This window comes from Lacihabitans soyangensis (genome assembly GCF_024343775.1).
GTDB lineage: Bacteria > Bacteroidota > Bacteroidia > Cytophagales > Spirosomataceae > Leadbetterella > Leadbetterella soyangensis.
Genome location: NZ_RJUF01000015.1, coordinates 19,125 through 41,070 on the forward strand (window position 1 = coordinate 19,125; position 21,946 = coordinate 41,070).

At 38.5% G+C, this 21,946-nt stretch carries 15 protein-coding genes and 1 riboswitch; of the genes, 8 read left to right on the forward strand and 7 right to left on the reverse strand.

Annotation, left to right across the window (positions count from 1 at the left end; translation table 11 throughout):
- Positions 1-111: 111 nt before the first annotated feature.
- The gene (locus tag EGI31_RS07340) at positions 112-432 is read right to left on the reverse strand and encodes a LytTR family DNA-binding domain-containing protein (protein ID WP_255036548.1); all 321 of its coding nucleotides are present in this window, start codon (positions 430-432) and stop codon (positions 112-114) included.
- 280 nt (positions 433-712) lie between these two features.
- On the opposite strand from EGI31_RS07340, the gene EGI31_RS07345 reads away from it, so the two are divergent.
- The 4 genes from EGI31_RS07345 to EGI31_RS07360 all read left to right on the forward strand — a co-directional run bounded on the left by EGI31_RS07345 (position 713) and on the right by EGI31_RS07360 (position 3,453).
- The gene (locus EGI31_RS07345; RefSeq protein ID WP_255036549.1) at positions 713-1,387 is read left to right on the forward strand and encodes a hypothetical protein; all 675 of its coding nucleotides are present in this window, start codon (positions 713-715) and stop codon (positions 1,385-1,387) included.
- 461 nt (positions 1,388-1,848) lie between these two features.
- Positions 1,849-2,046 (forward strand): hypothetical protein, encoded by a 198-nt coding sequence (locus EGI31_RS07350; protein WP_255036550.1) that lies wholly within the window; start codon positions 1,849-1,851, stop codon positions 2,044-2,046.
- Positions 2,047-2,170: 124 nt separating this feature from the next.
- On the forward strand, positions 2,171-2,806 hold the full coding sequence (locus EGI31_RS07355) for a sensor histidine kinase (RefSeq protein WP_255036551.1): 636 nt from the start codon (positions 2,171-2,173) through the stop codon (positions 2,804-2,806).
- The gene (locus EGI31_RS07360; protein ID WP_255036552.1) at positions 2,803-3,453 is read left to right on the forward strand and encodes a response regulator transcription factor; all 651 of its coding nucleotides are present in this window, start codon (positions 2,803-2,805) and stop codon (positions 3,451-3,453) included. The genes EGI31_RS07355 and EGI31_RS07360 overlap by 4 nt, the downstream gene beginning before the upstream one ends.
- 57 nt (positions 3,454-3,510) lie before the next feature.
- Here EGI31_RS07360 and EGI31_RS07365 read toward each other — a convergent pair whose 3' ends face one another.
- Complete coding sequence (locus EGI31_RS07365) at positions 3,511-5,736, reverse strand: NADP-dependent isocitrate dehydrogenase (RefSeq protein WP_255036553.1); 2,226 nt, start codon at positions 5,734-5,736, stop codon at positions 3,511-3,513.
- Positions 5,737-5,927: 191 nt separating this feature from the next.
- Between EGI31_RS07365 and EGI31_RS07370 the strand changes: the two genes are divergently transcribed.
- The 4 genes from EGI31_RS07370 (at position 5,928) to EGI31_RS07385 (ending at position 10,902) form a co-directional block, all read left to right on the forward strand.
- Positions 5,928-6,512, forward strand: a complete 585-nt coding sequence (locus tag EGI31_RS07370) for a DUF1684 domain-containing protein (protein WP_255036554.1) — start codon at positions 5,928-5,930, stop codon at positions 6,510-6,512.
- Between the two features lie 221 nt (positions 6,513-6,733).
- Positions 6,734-7,756 (forward strand): UDP-N-acetylmuramate dehydrogenase, encoded by a 1,023-nt coding sequence (gene murB, locus EGI31_RS07375; protein ID WP_255036556.1) that lies wholly within the window; start codon positions 6,734-6,736, stop codon positions 7,754-7,756.
- A 57-nt stretch (positions 7,757-7,813) separates the two neighbouring features.
- Positions 7,814-8,404, forward strand: coding sequence for a hypothetical protein (locus tag EGI31_RS07380; RefSeq protein WP_255036557.1), 591 nt, complete (start codon positions 7,814-7,816; stop codon positions 8,402-8,404).
- 34 nt (positions 8,405-8,438) lie between these two features.
- Positions 8,439-8,535: riboswitch (TPP riboswitch) on the forward strand.
- A gap of 132 nt (positions 8,536-8,667) precedes the next feature.
- Entirely contained in the window at positions 8,668-10,902 is a 2,235-nt protein-coding gene (locus tag EGI31_RS07385) for a TonB-dependent receptor (protein WP_255036558.1), read from the forward strand.
- A gap of 240 nt (positions 10,903-11,142) precedes the next feature.
- On the opposite strand, the gene EGI31_RS07390 is transcribed toward EGI31_RS07385, so the two are convergent.
- From EGI31_RS07390 to EGI31_RS07410, 5 genes are all read right to left on the reverse strand, one after another.
- Complete coding sequence (locus EGI31_RS07390; RefSeq protein ID WP_255036559.1) at positions 11,143-11,889, reverse strand: DeoR/GlpR family DNA-binding transcription regulator; 747 nt, start codon at positions 11,887-11,889, stop codon at positions 11,143-11,145.
- A gap of 274 nt (positions 11,890-12,163) precedes the next feature.
- Positions 12,164-13,738 carry a RagB/SusD family nutrient uptake outer membrane protein gene (locus tag EGI31_RS07395; RefSeq protein ID WP_255036560.1) on the reverse strand — a complete coding sequence of 525 codons (1,575 nt, stop codon included), beginning with the start codon at positions 13,736-13,738 and terminating at the stop codon, positions 12,164-12,166.
- A gap of 20 nt (positions 13,739-13,758) precedes the next feature.
- Positions 13,759-16,902, reverse strand: a complete 3,144-nt coding sequence (locus EGI31_RS07400) for a SusC/RagA family TonB-linked outer membrane protein (RefSeq protein ID WP_255036561.1) — start codon at positions 16,900-16,902, stop codon at positions 13,759-13,761.
- Between the two features lie 585 nt (positions 16,903-17,487).
- Entirely contained in the window at positions 17,488-18,915 is a 1,428-nt protein-coding gene (locus tag EGI31_RS07405; protein WP_255036562.1) for a RagB/SusD family nutrient uptake outer membrane protein, read from the reverse strand.
- Between the two features lie 28 nt (positions 18,916-18,943).
- Positions 18,944-21,931, reverse strand: coding sequence for a SusC/RagA family TonB-linked outer membrane protein (locus EGI31_RS07410; protein ID WP_255036563.1), 2,988 nt, complete (start codon positions 21,929-21,931; stop codon positions 18,944-18,946).
- Positions 21,932-21,946: the final 15 nt, after the last annotated feature.

The window sequence follows — 21,946 nt, forward strand, 5'->3', positions numbered from 1 at the left end:
GCCGTGGCACCATTGAAATAGGGAGTTGATAAATGGATTCTTTAAATATTAAAATAGATATTAAAACTCCATGCTCCCAAAAATACATTTACCATCAGCCGGTCCAAAAAGTTAATTCCTGCCTCTTATCGTTTCAAAAAACATCTTCCCTCTTCTTCTTGAGGGAATAATTACTTCCCCATTTATCAAATAGATTTGGTTGTTTTTAATACATTCTATGCAATCGAGGTTTATGATGGTGGATTTAGTAACTCTATAGAAGTTTGGGAAAGGCTGAAGTTGTTCTTGGATTCTTTTGAGCGTGGTGGCCACGGTTTCCTTTCGTCTGCCGTTTTGAAAAACCACAGTGGTGTAGTTTACATCGCCTTTGAGGCTGATTACATCACGAGGATTGACCGTTTTTCTTCCTCCTATTGGTATTTGTGTTTCCATAATAATTTATATACATTTTGACAATGCAAAACACTCATAATTATTTACTCCAAACCATACGCAATCAACTGGAATTTAAATCTTATTAAACGGTCGGTAAAACCGTTTAATAACGGTATAATTTACCCTAAAGACCCAATTTTACGAAAGAAAACAAAACTAAGTAGCTAATAATCAATTATTTACAAAAGAGTACTTTTTTCAAACTATTTGGTTTTATCAAAATTGTGAATAGCTTTACAACCGTTAAATAAAATTTATTACACAAAACCTATAAAAAATGAAGAAGACCATTTTGATTACAAGTGTTTTTTGGTTGTCAATTCTAGGATTCATGTATTTCTATCTTACCAAAAATTGCAAATTGGAAGATAAGACCTCATGCAACAAGTTTTGCTACGATTACAGTAAAGAAAGATTCAATGAACTCACCTTGGGTGCGGCAGACACTTTAGCCAATGAATTTAAAAATTCCATTTCAGTAGGAGGAGTTCTAGATTCAAACGCAACCCGTTCAGTATGGTTTAGTTTAGAAAGAATGAAAAAACTTATTTATCAAGTTGAAAGATCTGCCTGCTCCTTGAACTGCACAGAAACACAAGCACAAAATTTGGGATTAAGATTTTATTTTGGCAAATACCCTACTGGCCCTGTTAATAGTGGTTCCTATTTTACTTTTTTGAACACCGTACCTCAGCAAATGGGTAAAACTACACTATTTATTATCCCTACTTACTTTGATGGTACTACAAGTGCGAATACAGACTTTGACCCAATATGGGCAAGTAATCCTAGCAATAAGTCCTGCAAGCCTAAAACTTTAAATACATTAAGAGACCAAAGACTTATATCGCCTATTTCTAGGTTAACAGCAGTTGCCGCTGATGATCCAAATGGTATGCAGAATAAAGGGTCATTATGCCCACCAGTAAATTGCCCTGGTTCATCGTTTTAAGACCAATGAGATATTTATTAGTTTACAAAAACTTTATGATGTTTGTGGAGATTGTAGTCTTTTTGTTTGCCTTTTGGCATTTCAAAAAGATTACACTCCACTATTTACGAGCGTTTATTATTTTTACCGGTATCATTCTAATACTTGATTTAGTGGGTCGTTTTCCGATACCTCGCCAAATTATTAATATTATCTACATCATAGTTGGGTTATTAGAATTCTGTGGATTATTTTTTGTATTTTATTTGTTTGACATGTCCAATAAATGGTTTTCAATTATTAGTTCTTTAACTTTGTTAATTTTCTTTGTCATTGAACCTCTTTGGGGAGCTAAAACAATAGAAATTAATTTCAAGTCCATGACAAATTCCGTTGGATGTCTTTTTTTGCTAATATTGACATTCATATACTTTTTTAAATTGACTAAAAGTGCCAATTTTCTCAAATTTTACGAGGAACCTATGTTTTGGATTGCTAGTGGTTGCTTGGTTTACTATCTAGGAACTTTTCCTTATTGGGGACTTTACAATGTTATGTTAAATCAATATTTTGATATTTTAGTAATCTATACTTGGATAACCACTACTTTGGCGATAGGAGCAAATATTCTTTACTTTGTTTCATTTAGAAAAGCTATTAACCTTATGAAATATGAATAGGGAAGGAATAATTATTTTCATCATAATTTCCAATCTGGTATTCTTGGTGTTTATAATTGGTTTGGTTGTGTTTGTTTTCCAATATAGAAAAAGAAAACTTGAGCATCTCCAAAAAACACTAGAAATGGAAATAAAACATGAAAACCAACTTTATTCTGAACGAATAGCGATACAGTTACAAACCATGCAAGAGATAGGCCGAGAAATTCATGATAACGTTGGTCAAAAACTTACATTGGCTTCCATTTATTCTAATCAAGTAACCCAATCAAATCCTTTCGAAAATGATAGGCTAGCCGAAGTGACAAAACTAATAGACCAGTCATTATTAGATTTGAGAAAACTATCTAAGTCTCTAGTTAACAATGATTTCAAAGAAAAAAGTCTACAAGAACTGTTGGAAGACGAAGCTCATTTGATTAATCTTAGTGGTACAATGAAGTTGAAGATTATTTGTGCCACAAAATCTATCAAGTTGGATTTTAAACTAAAGCAAGGAATTTTTAGAATATTGCAGGAATTTATACAAAATAGCCTTAAACATTCGGGAGGAAAACTTATAACCATTCAAATAAATGAAAGCAAATCTAGCCTTGAAATTTTTTCATGGGACGATGGAAAGGGATTTGACTTAGATAAAATATCGGAAGGAATAGGATTAAGTAATATTAAAAGAAGAGCGAAAGAATTAAATGCGTCACTGGAATATAGCTCTGAAATAGGAATTGGCACAAAATTGAATATTATTCTAGAATTATGAAACATCAAGTCGCTATAGTAGATGACCACTTGCTTATAGCCAAAGCCATAGGCTCTATTATCAATAACTTTAGTGGTTTTGAGACCATTTATGAAGTAGAAAATGGGAAGGTTTTAATAGAAAAACTTAAAAACAATTCTAATAAGCCCGAACTAATACTTATGGATATCTCAATGCCCGAAATGAATGGCTTTGAAACCACAGAATGGCTAACTGAGCAACATCCTGAAATTACAGTTATGGCTCTTTCCGTGCAAGATGATGAAGATTCCTTAATAAAAATGATAAAAGCGGGAGCGAAAGGCTATTTACATAAAAATGTACATCCAGCAGAATTAGAACTCGCCTTAAAAACGATTATTGACAGAGGAATGTATTTCCCAAATTGGGCAACAAGCAAAGTCTTTGCTAACATTTCTAAAAAAGATACTACGAACTCAATTGCAGAAATAAAAATAAACGACAGAGAGATGGAATTTCTCAAGCATACTTGTAGTGAGCTGACATATAAAGAGATTGCCGACATCATGTGTTGTAGTCCTCGTACGGTAGAAGGCTACAGGGATTCCCTTTTTGAAAAACTAATGATAAAAACAAGAGTAGGACTTGCTATGTATGCTATAAAATCGGGAATAGTAAAACTATAAAAAAGCCCCAGAACGATTACATTCTGAGGCCCATATAGTAGTAGACTTAAATTTCTATCAAATCTTCGCCAAAATAGCATTGAAAGTAGCACTCGGACGCATGGCGGCTGAGGCTTTTTCGAAATCCGGCTTGTAGTATCCGCCTGTGTCCTGTGGTTTGCCTTGAGAGCCAATCAATTCTGCATCAATTTTGGCTTCGTTGGCTGTCAATTCAGCGGCAATTGGCGTAAAGATAGCTTTCAATTCGGCGTCTTTGTCCTGAGCGGCCAAAGCTTGTGCCCAATACAAAGCCAAGTAAAAATGACTGCCCCTGTTATCTATTTGTCCTACTTTACGAGCAGGAGATTTGTCGTTATCTAAGAATTTGCCTGTTGCTTCGTCCAAAGTATCTGCCAAAACCTGTGCCTTCGGATTTCCAAAGGTGTTAGAAAGATGCTCATAAGAAGGTGCCAAAGCCAAGAACTCACCGAGTGAATCCCAACGCAGGTAACCTTCTTCCAAGAACTGTTGCACGTGCTTTGGAGCCGAACCACCCGCTCCCGTTTCAAACAAGCCACCTCCATTCATCAGTGGTACTATTGAAAGCATTTTGGCAGAGGTACCCACTTCCAAAATTGGGAAAAGGTCGGTGTTGTAGTCACGCAATACGTTTCCAGTTACCGAAATGGTATCTAAACCTTGTACGATTCTTTCTAACGAAAACTGAGTAGCTTCCATCGGAGTCATGATTCTGATGTCCAATCCAGCAGTATCGTGGTTAAGAAGGTATTTGTTTACTTTTGCTATGATTTGAGCATCGTGTGCACGGTTTTTATCGAGCCAGAAAATGGCCGGTGTACCTGTGGCTTTTGCTCTGTTTACTGCTAGCTTCACCCAATCCTGAATCGGCAAGTCTTTGGTTTGGCACATACGGAAAATATCTCCAGCCTCCACAGCTTGCTCCATCAATACTACACCCGATTCGTCAGTTACTACAACTTTACCAGCAGCACTCATCTGGAATGTCTTGTCGTGCGAGCCATACTCTTCGGCGGCTTGAGCCATCAAACCTACGTTTGACACACTTCCCATAGTTACGGGATTCAAGGCACCGTTTTTCTTACAAAAATCTATCACAACTTGGTAAATACCAGAGTAACAACGATCTGGAATCACATATTTAGTATCTTTTCCTTTGCCGTCCGGACCCCACATTTGACCAGAAGTACGTATAGCGGCAGGCATTGAGGCATCAATAATTACATCAGATGGAACATGCAAATTGGTAATACCCTTATCAGAATTTACCATCGCCAATGCAGGGTTTTTAGCATAAACAGCGTCTATATCTGCCAAAATTTCTGCTTTCTTTGCGGCATCTAGGCTCTCCAGTTTGATAAGCAAATCCCCCACTCCATTGTTTGGGTTTACATTCAATTGGTCGAAAACCGCTGCGTGTTTTTCGAAAACGTCTTTAAAATAAACAGAAACAGCTGCACCAAAAAGAATTGGGTCAGAAACCTTCATCATGGTGGCTTTCAAGTGTATTGAAAACAACAAATCTTTCTCTTTCGCATCAGCCACCTCTTTGGCTAAAAAAGACTTGAGCTTGCTCAAACTCATAACCGATGAGTCGATGATTTCGCCATCTTTGAGAGCAGTTTTTTCTTTCAATATTTTTTCGCTGCCATCGGCACCAACAAAAGTTATTTTCACAGAAGTAGCTTTTTCTACTACCACCGATTTTTCGCTTCCGTAGAAATCTCCCTCAGACATGGTGGCCACGTGCGACTTAGAGTCAGCACTCCATGCTCCCATGCTGTGTGGGTGTTTACGGGCATATTCCTTAACCGCTTTCGGAGCTCTTCGGTCAGAGTTACCCTCACGTAAAACTGGGTTTACAGCACTACCTTTTATTTTATCGTATTTAGCTTTTGCAACTTTTTCTTCATCAGTAACAGGCTCCTCAGGATAAGAAGGAATTTTATATCCTTTTTCTTGAAGTTCCGAAATGGCTGCAGTCAACTGAGGCATTGAGGCACTCACATTCGGCAGTTTTATGATGTTTGCATCTGGTGCAGTAGCCAAAGCACCCAAATACGCCAAGTCATCTGAAACTTTTTGCTCATCGGTAAGGTATTCAGAAAACACCGCTAAAATTCTTCCAGAGAGAGATATATCGCGGGTTTCGATTACTACATTGGCGGGTTTTGAAAATGCCTCCACTATTGGTAAAAACGAGTACGTGGCCAAGGCTGGTGCTTCGTCTGTAATAGTGTAAATTATCTTTGCTACTTGTGTCATAATAAGAAAAGGAGATTTTGAAGACTAATTTTAACCTTAAAACATGGTCAGGTTCTATAAAAATTTGATAAACGCAAAGTTAATAATTCTCTTGAAAATTTTATGATATACTTTGAAAATGATGTATTAAATTTCGAAGAATTTAAAAATAGTGGTCATTTGTTTGCCACGGGCTAAAAGATTAATCTGACATGAAAAAAATAGTATCCATTCCGTTTTTCTTATTTATGTTCGTTTTGATAGAAAATGGATTTTGTCAAGATTTTGAGTCTGAACTCGCTGCACACCGAGAAAAATACAAAACCGAAACAAAGGGTAGATTTCCTGATCAAGTACAGGATTTCTATGAGGCAAAAGCCAAATTTAGAATTGCCGCCACCTACAAGAAACCACGAAAATCAAAAACTATTTCGGTACCGACATCTGGGGTAAAAATCAAAGATTACACTGAGTATGCCCTAGTTACCTTCGAAGTTGATGGCCAGAAACATAAAATAATGACTTACCGACAGTCACCCGTTTTACCCCTTTACAAAAATCTGGTATTTGTACCATTTAAAGACCCCACAGCACCCAATGAGACCTACGGTGGCGGAAGATACATGGACATGGACGTCAACGATTTCAAGGACGGAAAAGTGATAATGGACTTCAACAAAGCCTACAATCCATATTGTGCATTTTCGGATGGCTGGAATTGTCCCATTCCCCCTAAGGAAAACCACCTAAAAGTCAGAATAGAAGCAGGTGAAAAAGTACCGTTGACGGGACATTGAGTTTGTTAATTTGGTATTGATGAATGAATGATATAATACTTGAATGACAGAATATTTGAATGATTGAATTCCTAATTGATGCAATATTCAAATTCTCGTAGATTAGATTTCATATTTGCCTTGACTTATTCAAAAAATTTCTTTTTAGGCATCCTACCTGACCTATGTGCCTATGTGTTTATAAAATTAAAATCCCCTAAATTGCGTACAAATTCGAAATAATGCCCGAAATCAAAGAAACCATATCATTAAAACCCTACAATACCTTCGGATTAGAAGCCAAGGCCAAGTATTTTGCAATTTTCGAGTCAGTTGAAGATTTGAAAGATATTCTGCAAGATCAAAGATTTAAAAAAGAAAAGAAACTCCTTCTTGGGGGCGGCAGCAATATTTTGTTAATGAACGATTTCGATGGTTTGGTTTTAAAAAACGAAATAAAAGGAATAGAAATCACTTCAGAAAATTCAGAAAAAGCCATTCTAAAGGCCGGTGGTGGCGAGAATTGGCATTCTTTTGTATTGGATACCATCGAACGAAATCTTTCTGGTATTGAAAACTTATCCTTAATTCCCGGAACTGTGGGTGCAGCACCTATGCAAAACATTGGTGCTTATGGCGTAGAAATCAAAGATGTGTTTGTAGAATTGGAGGCATTAAATCTGGAAACTTTTGAGATAGAAAGATTTGACAAAGCAAAATGCAATTTTGGCTACAGAGAGAGTTATTTCAAGCATGAAGGCAAAGGCAAGTATGTTATTCTCAATGTAAGTTTTGAGCTCTCGAAAATCCCCAATTTCAATGTTTCATACGGTGCTATTCAAGACACTTTGAACGAAATGGGCGTAAAAGAACTCTCCACCAAAGCGATCAGCGATGCCGTAATTGCCATCCGAAAAAGCAAACTACCTGATCCAGCAGAAATCGGTAATTCAGGAAGTTTTTTCAAAAATCCAGAAATCGAAAAAAGCCTTTATGATGAAGTAAAACAGCAATATCCAAGTATTCCGTCCTATCCAATTGACGAAAACACCGTAAAAGTACCCGCAGGCTGGCTGATAGAACAAGCCGGTTGGAAAGGAAAACGTATTGGGGATATCGGTGTACATGCCAAACAAGCCTTGGTATTGGTTAACTATGGCGGCGGTAAGGGCCAGGAAATTGCCAATTTAGCGTACGATATTCAAGCTTCGGTTTTAGAAAAATTTGGAATTACTATAAACCCTGAGGTGAATTTTATTTCATAAAAAAATGGTTTTAGTCCGAATAATAACTATTTTTGAACGAATAAACCTTATAAAACTATGCAAATAAGCCACGTAATTTCTGATGTCATTTTGGCTGCAATCGGTATTTATGTATTTTTTGTTTATCTCTCAAAACTCAATCTCACCAGCACAGTTCTTTGGGAATCATTCGTTTTATCAGTTACCGCGGCTGCCATTTTTGGTGCCATTACTTTCGCTGGTTACCCTGACGCCAATCCAATATCATTATTCTTCCAAAAATTGGCCACCATCACTGGTGGAGTTGGACTCGTAGGGGCTACTTTTGCCTTGGTTTCGGGCAGCGATTTATCTAAAATAGCCTGTTATACCTTGTTAACCATAGGATTTTTCCTTTTCGCACTTTCAGAGGGTTTTGGTTTAACCAAAATTGGAGCTTATACACCAATTGTCGCCATGAGTTTAGTTGTAATTTTGGCCATATTGGGCTTTACCAAAGGAAAAACCATGGTTTCTGTTTGGCTATTAATCGGAGTTGCATTTTTTGCCTTAGGAACTTTCCGAACACAAATATTTGGCAAAGGTGACCTCACCATTGATATTTTCCATTACCTCACTGCGGGCGGAATCTTAAGTTTGGGTATGGCGAATAGGAAAAAAACTGCTTGACATTACCAAAATCATTTCTACCTTTGCACCCGAAATCTCATAAAAGGGGTGCCTGAAAACAACGGGCTGAGATCATACCCATTGAACCTGATGCGGTTAGTACCGACGAAGGGATTTGAGCCGAAACTTTGCTAATAATACCGGTTAAAAAGCATCGTTGCTCAGAAATTTCAATAGTGAAATTAAGTTTAACAAGGCCATTAGGCCCGAAGACAGTATTTTGCTCCTTTTTCTGCTTCGTAATAATTTTAAAAAAAATTGTTATGAAACAATTAACCATTCTATCTTTCATCGGACTCTTGGTCCATTTTTCAAGCACTATGCTTTTTGCCCAAAAAGGCAAAGACTCTACTGATGCTCAAACACTTAACGAAGTAGTGGTAAACGCCACCAGAGCAAGAGAAAACTCAGGGATGTCGTTTAGTAATGTTTCTCAAAAAGATATCAAGAAACAAAACCTTGGGCAAGACTTGCCTTTTTTGCTGAACCAAATGCCATCAGTGGTGGTAAGTTCCGACGCCGGTGCAGGTGTAGGTTACACTGGAATACGCATTAGAGGTACTGACCCGACCCGTATCAATGTTACGCTCAATGGCATACCTTATAACGACTCCGAGTCGCAAGGTGTGTATTGGGTAAATATGCCAGACTTTGCATCGTCGGTGCAAAGTATTCAAATCCAGCGTGGCGTAGGTACATCTACCAACGGTGTGGGTGCGTTTGGAGGTAGTATAAATGTAAACACCCTCCAACTCAACCGCGAAGCTTTCGGTGAGGTAAATGTGTCGGCAGGTTCGTTTAATACGCTGAAGACCAACTTTTTGGCCTCTACAGGCTTATTAAATGAGAAGTTTGTTTTTGACGCCAGGCTTTCCAGAATAGTTTCTGATGGATTTGTGGATAGAGCCTCCTCGAATCTTCAATCCTATTATCTCTCTGGGGGATATTATCTTAAAAATTCATTCATTAGATTCAATGCCTTCTCTGGGCACGAAAAAACCTACCAAGCTTGGAACGGAATACCAGAAGCTCTTGCAAAAGGCGATTCAAAAGGAATAGACGATTTTGTGGCAAGAAATTTCTACGAAGAAAACTTCAAGCAACAGATGCTCGCAAGTGGTAGAAGATTTAATTTTTACAATTACGAAAACGAGGTCGACGACTATAAGCAGGACAATTACCAACTCATTTCATCATGGAAACTGAATGAAAAATGGAGGTTTAACCCTACCCTTCACTACACCAAAGGGAAAGGTTTCTACGAGCAGTTCAAGTATGGCGAAAACCTGGAGGATTATAACATCAAACCAGTAACAATAGGCGAAATGGTAATCACGGAAACAGACCTCATCAGGAGAAGATGGCTTGACAATGATTTCTTCGGAGGAGTTTGGTCGCTAGATTATGAAGGTTCTGGAAAATTAAAAGGAAACATTGGCGGTGGCTGGAACCAGTACCTTGGCGATCATTTTGGAGAGGTTATTTGGTCTAAATTTGCCTCTGAGAGCAACATCAGGCATCGTTTTTACGAAAACGAAAGTGTGAAAACGGATTTTAACATATATGGAAAATTGTATTATGCACTTTCGAGCAAATTAGATTCTTACCTTGATTTACAATACAGAACTGTAAACTTCGAAACCAAAGGCTCTTTGGATCCATATCAAATGTTTAATTCCTCCAACAAATATGCCTTCTTCAATCCCAAACTTGGATTAAATTATACCTTTAATCCCTCTGCCTCAGCTTACTTTAGCTATGCCAAAGGCAGTAAAGAACCTAGTCGCCAAGACTTTGTTGACAACCCAGGAAATCTGCCTAAAGCCGAACATTTGAATGATTTTGAAGGTGGAATAAAACTCAACAGAGGCAATTGGACAGGTGAAATTGGATTGTATAATATGTCCTACAGAGATCAGCTGGTACTAACCGGAAAAGTAAACCTTACAGGTGAGGCCATCAGAACCAATGTAGAGAAAAGCTTTAGAAGAGGTGTGGAATTGCAAATTTCCGGAAAAATATCGGAAAAATTTACGCTGGCCGCCAATGCTACATTTAGTCAAAACAAAATCCAAGATTTTACAGAAGTAGTACCAAGCTACGATGGCACTCCTGATGAAGTAAATAACCTTACCGACACAGATATTTCATTTTCACCAAATGTGATAATGGGTGGTAGCCTAAACTTTCACCCCTGCAAAACATTAGAAATTAGTCTTTTACCCAAATATGTCGGTAGTCAATACCTAGACAATACTTCCTCTGATAATAAAAAACTAGATGCGTTTTTTGTGAATGATCTTCGTATCGGCTTTACTCCAAAAACCAAGGCATTTAAGGATTTGAATTTCAGCTTATTAATCAACAATATATTTAACCATGAGTATGAGTCCAATGGCTACACCTACAGTTATTTATATGAAGGCAAGATTACCGAAAACTTTGTATTCCCACAAGCAGGAGTCAACTTCCTCGCAGGGCTGAGACTTAGGTTCTAATTTTCTTTATAGCCACAATACAAATCACCCTCACTTTGGTTACTAAAGTGGGGGTATTTTAGGTTAATGATTTTCTGAGTATAATGAATGAATAGCGAAATCCGCTTGAAAAAGCTGTTAATATGACTCTGGCTCGGCTGACTGCCTGTTGCAGCCTTTTGAAAGTATAATTTGTTAGTGAAAACTTACTCTACAGGTCCGACTTTCGTCAGACCATTCTAACAAAAAAAGAAATAAACGTTAAACCTTTTCCAATCCATCAAATCCTAGGAGCTCAATACTATCAGGTTCAATGTTCGTAATTAACTTATCAATTTTTGTATAGGGGCAAATTTGGTAAGCTTCCACCACTCCTATTTTTTCTTCAACTACGCAACAAATCGTACTTTTCGATGACGCCATCATTTGTTGCTTAAGAATCGATTCTTCATAATTTCTGAGTGTTAGTCCCTTGTCTACGTCCAATCCATTTACACCCATAAAGTAAATATCTGCATTGAATCTTTTGAGTTGATTACTCACTTCAGGCCCCATGGCTATTTGATATCTTTTGTAATATCTACCACCGAGCAGTATAACCTCTACGTTGGAGTGTTCATTGAGAGCCATTGCCAGTGGTGGTGAGTTGGTTATTACTGTTAACGTGAGATTTTTTGGTATTTGTTCAGCCAAAAAGAAATTAGTTGTGCCCCCGTCAAGAATAACGATTTGATTATCTTTTAAAAAAGAAATGGCTTTTTTTATCACGATTTCTAAATCTCCACCTTTTTTTACTCCTTTTCTTTGACCTGACAGGATATTGAGGTAACTATTGGAAACAACTCCACCATGGACTTTTTTCAAAAGTCCTTTATCCTCCAGCTCAATAACATCACGGCGAACGCTATCATAAGAAACTGTGAGCATGCTACTTAAATCGCCCAAGTTGATTTTCTTGGCCGTTTTCAAATGATCCAATATGAGTTGTTGTCTTTCTTCTTTAAGCATCTTTGGACTTCTTTAATCTGATAATAATGAACCGATTGAGGTAAAAGTAGTACTTTTTGAAAATACTTGCAAATATTTGCAAAATATTGCACATAAAGTTTGTATAAATAAAAAAACTTTGCATAAATTTGCATTACTCAAGTAAGAAAGATATTTAATAGAACCTATGATGAATCAAAATGACCTCGGCCCTGCTGAGGTCTTTTTTGTTTTTGGGCATAAAAAAAACGTCCAATAAATTGGACGTTTTCAAAAATATCAAATCACAACTAAATCAATATCCCGGATTCTGCTGCGTTGCTAAAGTTGGATTTCTGGCTAACTCATCTGCAGGAATCGGCCACAAAAATTTATAATCAGCATATGGTACGGTTGGTATGTTTCTCACCAATGTAGGATTAGTCACAAAATTATAAGTTGCAAATGTTGCATTCCCGAATGCCATCTTGGAAGGAATTCCATTGGTTGTAAAGTCTGCATCCAAAGCCAAGCGATGAATATCAGCCCATCTACGACCTTCGGCCATAAACTCAATTCGTCTTTCATTTAAGATGGCTCCTATCAAATCTTTACCTGCCGCAAAATCAGCCGCAGCATAAGTACCTGTAGCAATTGCTCTACCTCTAACTGCATTTAAAAGGCTAATGGCTCTCGCTGAAACTCCACCAATTCTTGCCTCAGCTTCTGCAAGGTTAAGTAATACTTCGGCATATCTCAATATTGGAGCATTATCAGAACGGTTGGTATAGTCGGTATACTTTGTAGTATAGTAACTTCTTCCATTATTTACCATTAAATTTCTACGAGCATCTTCAGCTTTAAAAGCAGGATGATTAAAAATTATTGGGCTGACTACAATCAAACCTCTTCCACCCAGTGCCGGATTTCCAGCCATAGCAGCCAATGCACCGTTCACGCTACCATTGTCTTGAGCATTGTTTTCAATAGAGAACAATGCCTCCTCTGAATAAGTGTTCTTGAAAGGACCATCAGCCGTAGCTGTTAATTTGTAAGCACCTATCGGACTAGTAAATGGTGCGGCAGTAGAAACAATTTTATTTGCCTCTGTTACCACTCCGCTCCAATCCTGCATGTGCAGCTTCACTCTAGTTTTCAATCCAATAGCAGCACCTTTAGAAGCTCTTACTATTTTAAGATTACCCGTTCTCAGTGCTGGAAGATTGGTTTCGGCGAAGTCCAAGTCTTTCAAAATGAAGGCATAAACCTCTGCTACAGTATTCCTTCCTGTAGATACAGCCTTTTCAACTGTTGCTGGTGAGTTCACAGCGAAATCACGAATAGGAACACCAGCTGAAGCACCTTTATTGTCAGCGTATGGTCTTGCAAAATTTAAAAGCAATTCATGATTTGCCAATGCTCTTAAAAATTTCGCTTCACCTTCATAGGCCAAAGCTGCTTCGTTAGTTATCAATCCATCTTTTGCTGCCTTTTGGACACCCTCAATAGTAATATTGGTTTGATTGATAAGAGCAAATAAAGTATTCCACATCCACACGTTGTTGGCCGTAGTTGGCGTATAAGTTGCCTCATTGGTGATGGCAAAAAATAAGGCCTGATTCACCATGTCTTCTCCACGCATGTCACCTTGCTGAATAGATGCCGCACCAAATGGATATCCACGAACGGCACCACCTGCATAGCTACCTGACTGAGCTGCGTTGTACATACCTATAACAGCCAACTCAGCTCTTTTTGCTGATGTAAATGCCGACGCTTCTGAAAACGAATCGGCTGGCTGTAAATCGGTTAGGTCTTGGCAAGAAGTAGTTGCTAAAACGCAAAGTCCAGCTGCCAAACCAAATTTCAATATATTATTTTTTAATTTCATGATTTCTAAAATTTGAAGTTTTACAGTCCAAGATTAATTCCTATTGACGTAGTTTTGATAATTGGGTTGGCATTTGCATCCACTCCAAAGTCACTGTTACCCGTGTTTGTGCTAATTTCAGGATCCAAACCACTGTATTTTGTAAATATCAATGGGTTTTGGATTTGAGCATACACTCTTAGGCTTCTGATACCCGCCTTTTCTATTTTGGTAAGTAAGCTTGCAGGCAATCTGTAACCCAAAATTATATTTTGGATTCTGAAGAAATCACCTTTCTCCAAAAATCTTGTAGATGCTGCACCTGTAGTATTGATGGCAGCTTCACGACCGGTCCATACCCTTGGAATTTCAGTAACTTGTCCAGCTGTTGTCCATCTGTCCATGATAATCTGTCCGTTGTTTTGGAAGCCCATATTTAGTAAGGTTTCTTGTTTCGTAACATTCATTACCATATTTCCGCCTTGGAATCTTGAGAAAATTTCGAAATCAAATCCTTTGAAACGGAAGTTGTTTGACCATCCACCTAACCAAAGTGGATTAGAGTTACCAAGTATAATTCTATCTGTGGTCGCACTCAAGGTAGAAGCTTTAGAAACATCACTTGGTTCGGCTGGATTAAATTCTCTGTAGTTGTTACCAGCAATATTGTACTGAACAATGGTTGAAGTTAAGTTACCTTTTCCGTCACCTTTGTACCACATAGGGTTACCATTTGCTGGGTTTACGCCAGCAGAAGTATATCCAAAGAACGAACCAATAGAATATCCAACTCTGTTGATGTGATAAGTACCAATGATGTCTTCGTTGTTGTTTAGAGCGGTGATTTCGTTATTAATTTTCGAAAAATTAACATTCATATCCCACTCAAACGCACCTTTTTTCAAGACAGAAGCATCAATGGAAAGCTCGATTCCTTTGTTCACCATTGCACCTACGTTTTTGTTGATACCGTTTCCGGGTACACCTAAAGAGTTGGCTGTTGGAGCAAATAATACGAGGTCAGATACTTTGTTGGTAAAATAATCAGCACCAATTTTAATTCTGTTGTTAAGTACACCTAAATCAATACCGAAGTTAGTTTTAGTACTTTTCTCCCATTTCAAGTCAGGGTTACCCGTGTTGTCAAATGCAATACCAGTTTGAGAAGCATACTGGGCCGCTCCGAAAGTTCCTAAATAAGGGAAAAATCCGATGTTAGTATTTCCAACAACTGCATAGGACGCTTTCACTCTGAAGTCTGAAATGTATTCAGCCAATTTACTATCTTTCCAGAATCCTTCTTCCGAAATACGATATGCTACTGATCCACCAGGGAATGTGCCTCTGCGGTTAGCCAATGGCAGAGAAGACAAACCGTCGTTCCTTGCAGTTAAACTTAAATAATACTTGCTAGCATAGTTATAGTTTACTCTACCAAAATAAGAGTCGAATGCGTCTTGTATAAATCCACCACCTGACAATTGTGTACCGAAGCTTCCACTAATTAGGTTGTTTTCTTGGAAAAATATTTCGGAGAATCCTTGACCTTGTGCATCGAAGAATCTCGAAGTTCTTTTTTGGTACTCCAAACCAGCTACTACATTGACTGAATGTTTGCCAAAGGCTTTGTTGTAGCTAGCAGTATTTTGCCAGTTCCAAAGTTGAACAGGACGGAATCTGTGGAAAATGGTACCATTGGCACCCCTTCCGTCTCCATGACGTGAATCTAAACTTTGGAAATCATCTTGAGTCAAAAGGTCAGTTGCAATCTGAGACCTTAATTTTAGGCCTTCAATAATGGTGATTTCGCCATATGCATTTCCTATCAAACGATTGTTGTTTGTAACAAACTTGTTATTTGCCAACACAAAGGCGATATTAGTGAAGTTATTGTCAACCGCACGCAAGTTGGCCCCTCTTCCCAAAGCAGCACCGTCTGGTGTTACATTGTATCCTTCAAACAGAGTATTTGTTTCATCAAAAGGAGAAACGTTTGGAAGTAATCTCGCAGCACCGATAACGTTTCCAGAAAGTGCATTGGAACCAGTGTTCAAGTTTGTAAATTGACTATTTGTATAGCTTAAGTTAGTCCCTAATGTCAACCACTTATTTACGGTATGGTCTAGATTAGCTCTAAAATTGTAACGCTTCATGTTATTACTAACAATAGAGCCTTCGTTATTCAGCATACCCAACGAAAAGAAATAGTTGGTTTTGTCATTTGCTCCATTTAGAGACAAATTGTGACTTTGAACCATTCCTTTTCTAAAAATAACATCTTGCCAGTCTGTGTCTGTACCTTTTCCGTCAGCTACAGCCTGAATAGGCTGACCTGCATTGGTATATTTCTCATTGGCTATTGTAATAAAATCAGCTGCATTTAACAAATCCAACTTGCTAACGGCCTGATTCTGACCAAAATTTACGTCATAATTAACCGCCATTTTTCCTTTATTACCCTTACCTTTTTTGGTGGTGATCAAAATCACACCATTCGCAGCTCTCGAACCAAATATTGCAGTAGCAGCACCATCTTTTAAGACCTCAAACGACTCAATATCATTTGGATTGATGTCAGAAAGTGGGTCAGATGGACCAACACCACCATAAGGGTTTGTAGCTACAGGTACGTTATCAATAACGATAAGTGGACCTGCACCTGATGATATAGAGTTGGTACCTCTAATTCTGATTCTTGGAGCCTGACCCAATAAACCGTTTGGTACCGAAACTTGGACACCAGCAGCTCTACCACCCAATTGGTTAGCGAAGTTCGGAGTAATTAATCCAGAAATTTTGTCCCCTTTGATTGAAGTCAAGGAGCCCGTGGTGTTTGCTCTTTTCTCAGTGCCGTAACCAATAACTACCAACTGCTCAAGCTGTTGATCATCATTGCTCAATGTTACATTGATAATAGACTTGTTACCCACAGAAATCTCCGATGGAGTCATTCCGATAAAGGTAAAAACCAAAGTTTCGTTGGATGCGGCCTCGATTGAGAAAGCTCCATTTGCATCTGTTTGTGTACCTCTGGTGGTACTTTTTACTTGCACAGTTACACCTGGCAAAGCTGAGCCATCTTCTGCGGAAGTGACTTTACCTGTTATTTTTCTTGATTGAGCGAATGACTCGCTAAAACCCATGAAAAACAACAGCCCCAAAATAAGAAGCAGAGTTTTCTTCATAATTGAATTGTTATTAGTTTGTTAAATTTTCAAAAACCCTGCAAAGTAAAAGTCCAAAAATTAACTAAACAAACGAATCTAAAATTTCGGGCAAGTCTGTAGACGAAATGTTTACTATTTTCGAAATTCTAATTTTTTTCTAACTTTTTTCTAATGACATTTTAATACAAAATGCAATCCTGATAGTAGAAAGTGAATCCTTTCAGCAGAATATTTTATGGGTTTTAGGACAAGTATTTCCATAAAATTCCAAAAATCTAGAATTTAACACCAAGAAACTTTGGCAAAAAAAGAATTAACATTAGTCTGAAAATACAAAACTTAGAGAAATCAAATTTTCAAACAACAAGCAAAAATTAAGCTTTACCGAGATTCTGTAGGGTATGTTCAGAAAAGGTTTCAGAAAATAAAACGGGAGCTCAAAAGGCAGAATATTTGGAGTTGTTTTTCCAAATGAAGTAATCTTGAATAATAGAAAAAATTGCATTGAAATTTCGAAAAATAATCTTGCCAAATTTAAGTTGTGCTGAAATAAAAAATGCAGAGACTTTACATAGCCTCTGCATTTTTATTGGAAATAACGAATTAATAACCGGCGTTCTGTACCAAGCTTTTATTCAAATCTATTTCTCTTTGCGGTAATGGAAGAACCGTTTTCTGTCCACCAAATACAGCCAAAGCAGCTTGAGGCCCTGTTGTGCGAAGTGGCAGTCCACGTCTTTGAAGGTCCATTTTACGGTGACCTTCAAAACATAACTCTTTTCTTCTCTCCTCCAAAATTGCCGATACAAACTCCTCTTTAGTTGTAAATGTAGTGCTTGTCCAAGCTGGTAAACCTGCACGAGAACGAATTCCATTTACAAGTTTCAATGATTCTTCGTTGATACCATTCAACTCTGCCAATGCCTCGGCACGAGTTAAATAAACCTCTGATGTACGAAGCAGAGGAGCCAAATCTGTGTTATTTGCAGCATCCTGAAATTTCAAGGTCATTCTTTTTCTCTGACCATCAGCTGCTGTCACCATTGTGCTTAAGTCTACATATCTCTTATCCGTTTCTTCTTTTTTGAAAGAAGTTTCAAGACTCGCAGTCATGGCACAGTCTCCTCTACCACCGTTGGCAGCAGGTCTGTGGTAAGATGCCCATCCACCAGAACCCGTACGACCATTGTCAGTTGCACTATTGATGATAGCAAAAATATGTTCAGCAGTAGGAGTAGCTCCGTAAAAAGAGTAGTTTGTGGCCAATGCGTAAGAGGCAGGCGTTCCAACTATTTGATTGGCAAAATCTGCAGCTAGCTGATATTCACCTTTGTATAGGTGAAGTCTAGACAAAAATCCTGCAGCCGCTCCTTTTGTCGCTCTACCCCTTGAGGCAGGGGTAGTAACTGCTGGCAAATCTGTAAGAGCTTCGTTCAAATCTTTCCTAATTTGCTCGTAAGTGGCTGCTACTGTTGCCCTTGCAGGAAATGTAATTTCCCCTGTAAAGCTAGTTAACAACAAAGGCACTCCGGGTGTTGCACCACTTTGAACGGAATAAGGCTGAGCGAACATGTGCAAAAGATTGAAATGTGTGATAGCTCTCAAAAACTTAGCTTCAGCCACCAATCGCTTAGATATCTCTGGCGTTAGCTTCGGATCTTTTATGTTCGGTACATTTTCAATCACAGAGTTTGCTGCATTTATTACTCTGTAGTGAACTTGCCAGTAGGCCTGTAAAGTTGCATTTGGCGAAGTAGTGACATAGGCATTTATATCCTGCAAAGTAGGAAACGAACCAACAAAGTCAGTGTTGTCTGCTTGAAAGTCATAAATGATCTGAGGCCCTGATCCAAAAACATCCAATAACTGGGTTTGTGAATAAACGCCACGTAGAGTGGCCTCGGCATTGGCCGCACTTGAAAAAGCTTGAGAACCTGCCAGTGATTGTTCAGGCAATAACTCTAGTCTATCTGAACAGCTAAGGTTAGCAAGAACCAAAAAGGCTAATATCGAAATTTTTATATTTTTCATATCTTCTATTCGGTAATAATTGATGATTTTAGAATCCTAAATTTAATCCAAAAGTAACTGTACGAGCCTGAGGCAATGCAAAGAATGACTCTCCCAAGATCTGGTTGTTAGGTCCGTTAGCCGAAACCTCAGGATCTGGACCTCTAAAATTTTTATCTTTTAGCAACCAAAGATTTTGACCCAAAGCATACAATCTCACGCTTCTGAAGGCTTTTGCTTTCTCCACCAATTTGGCCGGAATAGTATACCCTAAACTTGCATTACGAAGTCTCAAGAATGAACCGTTCTGCAACTGCAAAGTCGACAATTGATTGAACAAAGGTGCCGTTGTACTAGCCAAACTTGGAGCAAAAGCCACATCACCTGCTTGTTTCCAATAATCTAACAATGTTGTAGATTTGTTGAATCCTGCTGCAGGGTTCATATTTTCGGTGAATCTTAAACCGTCAATCAAAACTTTGTTACCATAAGTGTAACTAAACTGAGCAGAGAAGTCAATACCTTTATATGCTACATTGGTGTTAAATCCTCCTGTCCATTTTGGTATAGCCGATCCTGTGAACACTCTGTTGTTTGCACTATAGGTAGTGGTTGGAGTGCCATCTTTACTTGCCCACTCATAATTTCCAGTGGCAGGATTCACACCCAAACCTTTTACCAAGAAAAATTCATTTAAAGTTCTACCCACCACTGCTCTTTGGGCTCCAGAACCAGCCACAAATCTGTTGCCATCGGCATCTACTGAGGCGTCAGGAAGTTCTAATACCTCATTTTTCAGATAAGCTGAATTAAGACCGAAACTCCATGTTAAATCACCTTTGTTAATGATATTGACATTCAAATCAACCTCGACTCCTTTGTTTTGCATTTTACCGATGTTTCTTGAGGCACTAGCAAAACCAGTGGTGAAAGGAAAAGGAACATCTAACAAAATACCAGACGTAATTTTATCAAAGTAGTTTACTGACAATGTAAACATGTTTTTGTAAAAGGTAGTGTTGATTCCCAAATCCAATTGAGCCGTTTCTTCCCAAGTCAAACTTCTGTTTGGAACTTGCGTAGGTCTAAGCCCAGGTGAACCGGCGTAATCAGACAATACACCACCGCCATAGAGATCAAGAGAAGAGAAATTACCGATACGATCGTTACCAGCAGTTCCATAACTCGCCGTTAGTTTCAGGAAGTTTATGAATTTCTGGTTTTTCAAGAATTTCTCCTCTGAAACTACCCAGCCTCCGCTCACTGCATAGAACAAGGCATAACGATTGTCAGCTCCAAACCTTGAAGACCCATCTCTTCTAACCGATGCCTCAAAAAGGTATTTGTTGTCAAAACCATAGTTAAATCTACCAAACTGCGACTCCAACGCCCATTCAGAGCGTTCTTCAACTGTAGATGTTGGAGTTGCGGCAGACACTACGTTAGGAAGTCCGTCTGATGCAAATCCTGTACCGGCCACCAAAATCCTATCAAAAAGAGCTGTTTCATAGCTATATCCTGCCAAAGCAGAAATTGTACTCTTTCCGAAACCTGTATTGTATTTGAGTGTATTGGTGCTTAGCCATTTGCTATCATACTGAAAATCTCTAGAAGCTGAACCCGTTGGAGTGAACAAATCAACCTGACGTTGTTTTGAATCTCCCGAGTTGTAGTCCATACCAAAGTCAGTCCTGAAAGTTAAATTCTTGATAATTTTGAAGTCAGCATAAATATTACCAGTAGTTCTTTTAGACACGAAACGGTTGGTATTGAGAGCCTCTATACCAAGTACGTTCTGCACAAATCCAGTGTTTACAAAATTACCAGCTGCATCACGTGGAAGAACATAAGGAAGCATTAGGTAAGAAGAGGTAAGAGGAGCAAAAGTGCTGTTCTCCGCACCAATTCTGTCCATATCTACGTTCGAAAGCGAGAGGTTGGTACCCAATGTAAGATATTTAGTTGCTTTATGCTCAAGATTCAAACGACCAGCCAATCTTCTTAAATCATTTCCGATAGTGAAGCCAGATTCTGTGGCATACGTACCACCTATAAAGAATGTTGTATTTTGACTTCCACCTCTTGCCGATAAACTTACATTATTGGTTCTACCTTGTTGCACCACGTTGGTTGGCCAGTCAAAGTAGTCCGTTGGATTAGTAACCGCAGCTAAATTCCTAGCTTTTCTATAATCAGCTGAGTAAGTATTAAACTGCTCAGTATTCATCATCGGAATCAAGTTAGTAGCATTTGAGAATCCGGTGTAGGTATCAAGATTAATTTCAGTCTTACGATCCGAAGTCCCCTTTTTCGTATTGATTAGAATTACACCGTTGGCACCACGAGAACCATAGATAGATACAGCGGCTGCATCTTTCAGTACTGACATTGACTCTATATCTTGTGGGTTTATATTCAAAAGTGGATTTAAACCCACTGGAGCTCCTTGACCAGCAGAAAGGGTTCCATCGTTAAGAGGCACACCATCAACTACAAACAAAGGCTGCCCACCACCCGTAATAGAAGCCGCTCCTCTGATTCTGATAACAGGGTTAGCACCCAACAAACCCGAAGAACCTACCATTTGAACACCGGCAGCTTGTCCCTGCAAAAGATCCTGAGGAGCAAGCACTGGTCTGTTGGCAATTGATTTTGAACCAATAGTCGAAATGGTTTGCGTACTCATTTTTTTAGACTGTTGGCCATAACCGACTACGACTATTTCGTTCAGAAATTTGTCACTGCTGGCCATATTTACGTTAATGACCGTTTGATTTCCAACCGTAACCTCTACGGGTTGTAAACCAATAAAACTGAAGGATAAAATTTCTTTAGGACCGGCTTCGATAGAAAAGGCCCCGTTAACATCGGTTTGTGTACCTCTGTTTGTACTTTTTATTTGTACAGTTACACCTGGCAGGGCACTTCCATCTTCTGTGGAAGTAACTTTACCGGTAACCTTCATTAGTTGGCCATAAGAAGTTTGCAGACCAACTAAAAAGACCAGCCCCATTAATAATCGGAGAGTTTTCATCATGATGATTTTAGATTT

Excerpts from the sequence above, each read along its gene's own strand:
- EGI31_RS07340 (WP_255036548.1), bottom strand. The coding sequence starts at position 432 with ATGGAAACACAAATACCAATAGGAGGAAGAAAAACGGTCAATCCTCGT.
- EGI31_RS07345 (WP_255036549.1), top strand. The coding sequence starts at position 713 with ATGAAGAAGACCATTTTGATTACAAGTGTTTTTTGGTTGTCAATTCTA.
- EGI31_RS07350 (WP_255036550.1), top strand. The coding sequence starts at position 1,849 with ATGTTTTGGATTGCTAGTGGTTGCTTGGTTTACTATCTAGGAACTTTT.
- EGI31_RS07355 (WP_255036551.1), top strand. The coding sequence starts at position 2,171 with ATGGAAATAAAACATGAAAACCAACTTTATTCTGAACGAATAGCGATA.
- EGI31_RS07360 (WP_255036552.1), top strand. The coding sequence starts at position 2,803 with ATGAAACATCAAGTCGCTATAGTAGATGACCACTTGCTTATAGCCAAA.
- EGI31_RS07365 (WP_255036553.1), bottom strand. The coding sequence starts at position 5,736 with ATGACACAAGTAGCAAAGATAATTTACACTATTACAGACGAAGCACCA.
- EGI31_RS07370 (WP_255036554.1), top strand. The coding sequence starts at position 5,928 with ATGAAAAAAATAGTATCCATTCCGTTTTTCTTATTTATGTTCGTTTTG.
- murB (WP_255036556.1), top strand. The coding sequence starts at position 6,734 with ATGCCCGAAATCAAAGAAACCATATCATTAAAACCCTACAATACCTTC.
- EGI31_RS07380 (WP_255036557.1), top strand. The coding sequence starts at position 7,814 with ATGCAAATAAGCCACGTAATTTCTGATGTCATTTTGGCTGCAATCGGT.
- EGI31_RS07385 (WP_255036558.1), top strand. The coding sequence starts at position 8,668 with ATGAAACAATTAACCATTCTATCTTTCATCGGACTCTTGGTCCATTTT.
- EGI31_RS07390 (WP_255036559.1), bottom strand. The coding sequence starts at position 11,889 with ATGCTTAAAGAAGAAAGACAACAACTCATATTGGATCATTTGAAAACG.
- EGI31_RS07395 (WP_255036560.1), bottom strand. The coding sequence starts at position 13,738 with ATGAAATTAAAAAATAATATATTGAAATTTGGTTTGGCAGCTGGACTT.
- EGI31_RS07400 (WP_255036561.1), bottom strand. The coding sequence starts at position 16,902 with ATGAAGAAAACTCTGCTTCTTATTTTGGGGCTGTTGTTTTTCATGGGT.
- EGI31_RS07405 (WP_255036562.1), bottom strand. The coding sequence starts at position 18,915 with ATGAAAAATATAAAAATTTCGATATTAGCCTTTTTGGTTCTTGCTAAC.
- EGI31_RS07410 (WP_255036563.1), bottom strand. The coding sequence starts at position 21,931 with ATGATGAAAACTCTCCGATTATTAATGGGGCTGGTCTTTTTAGTTGGT.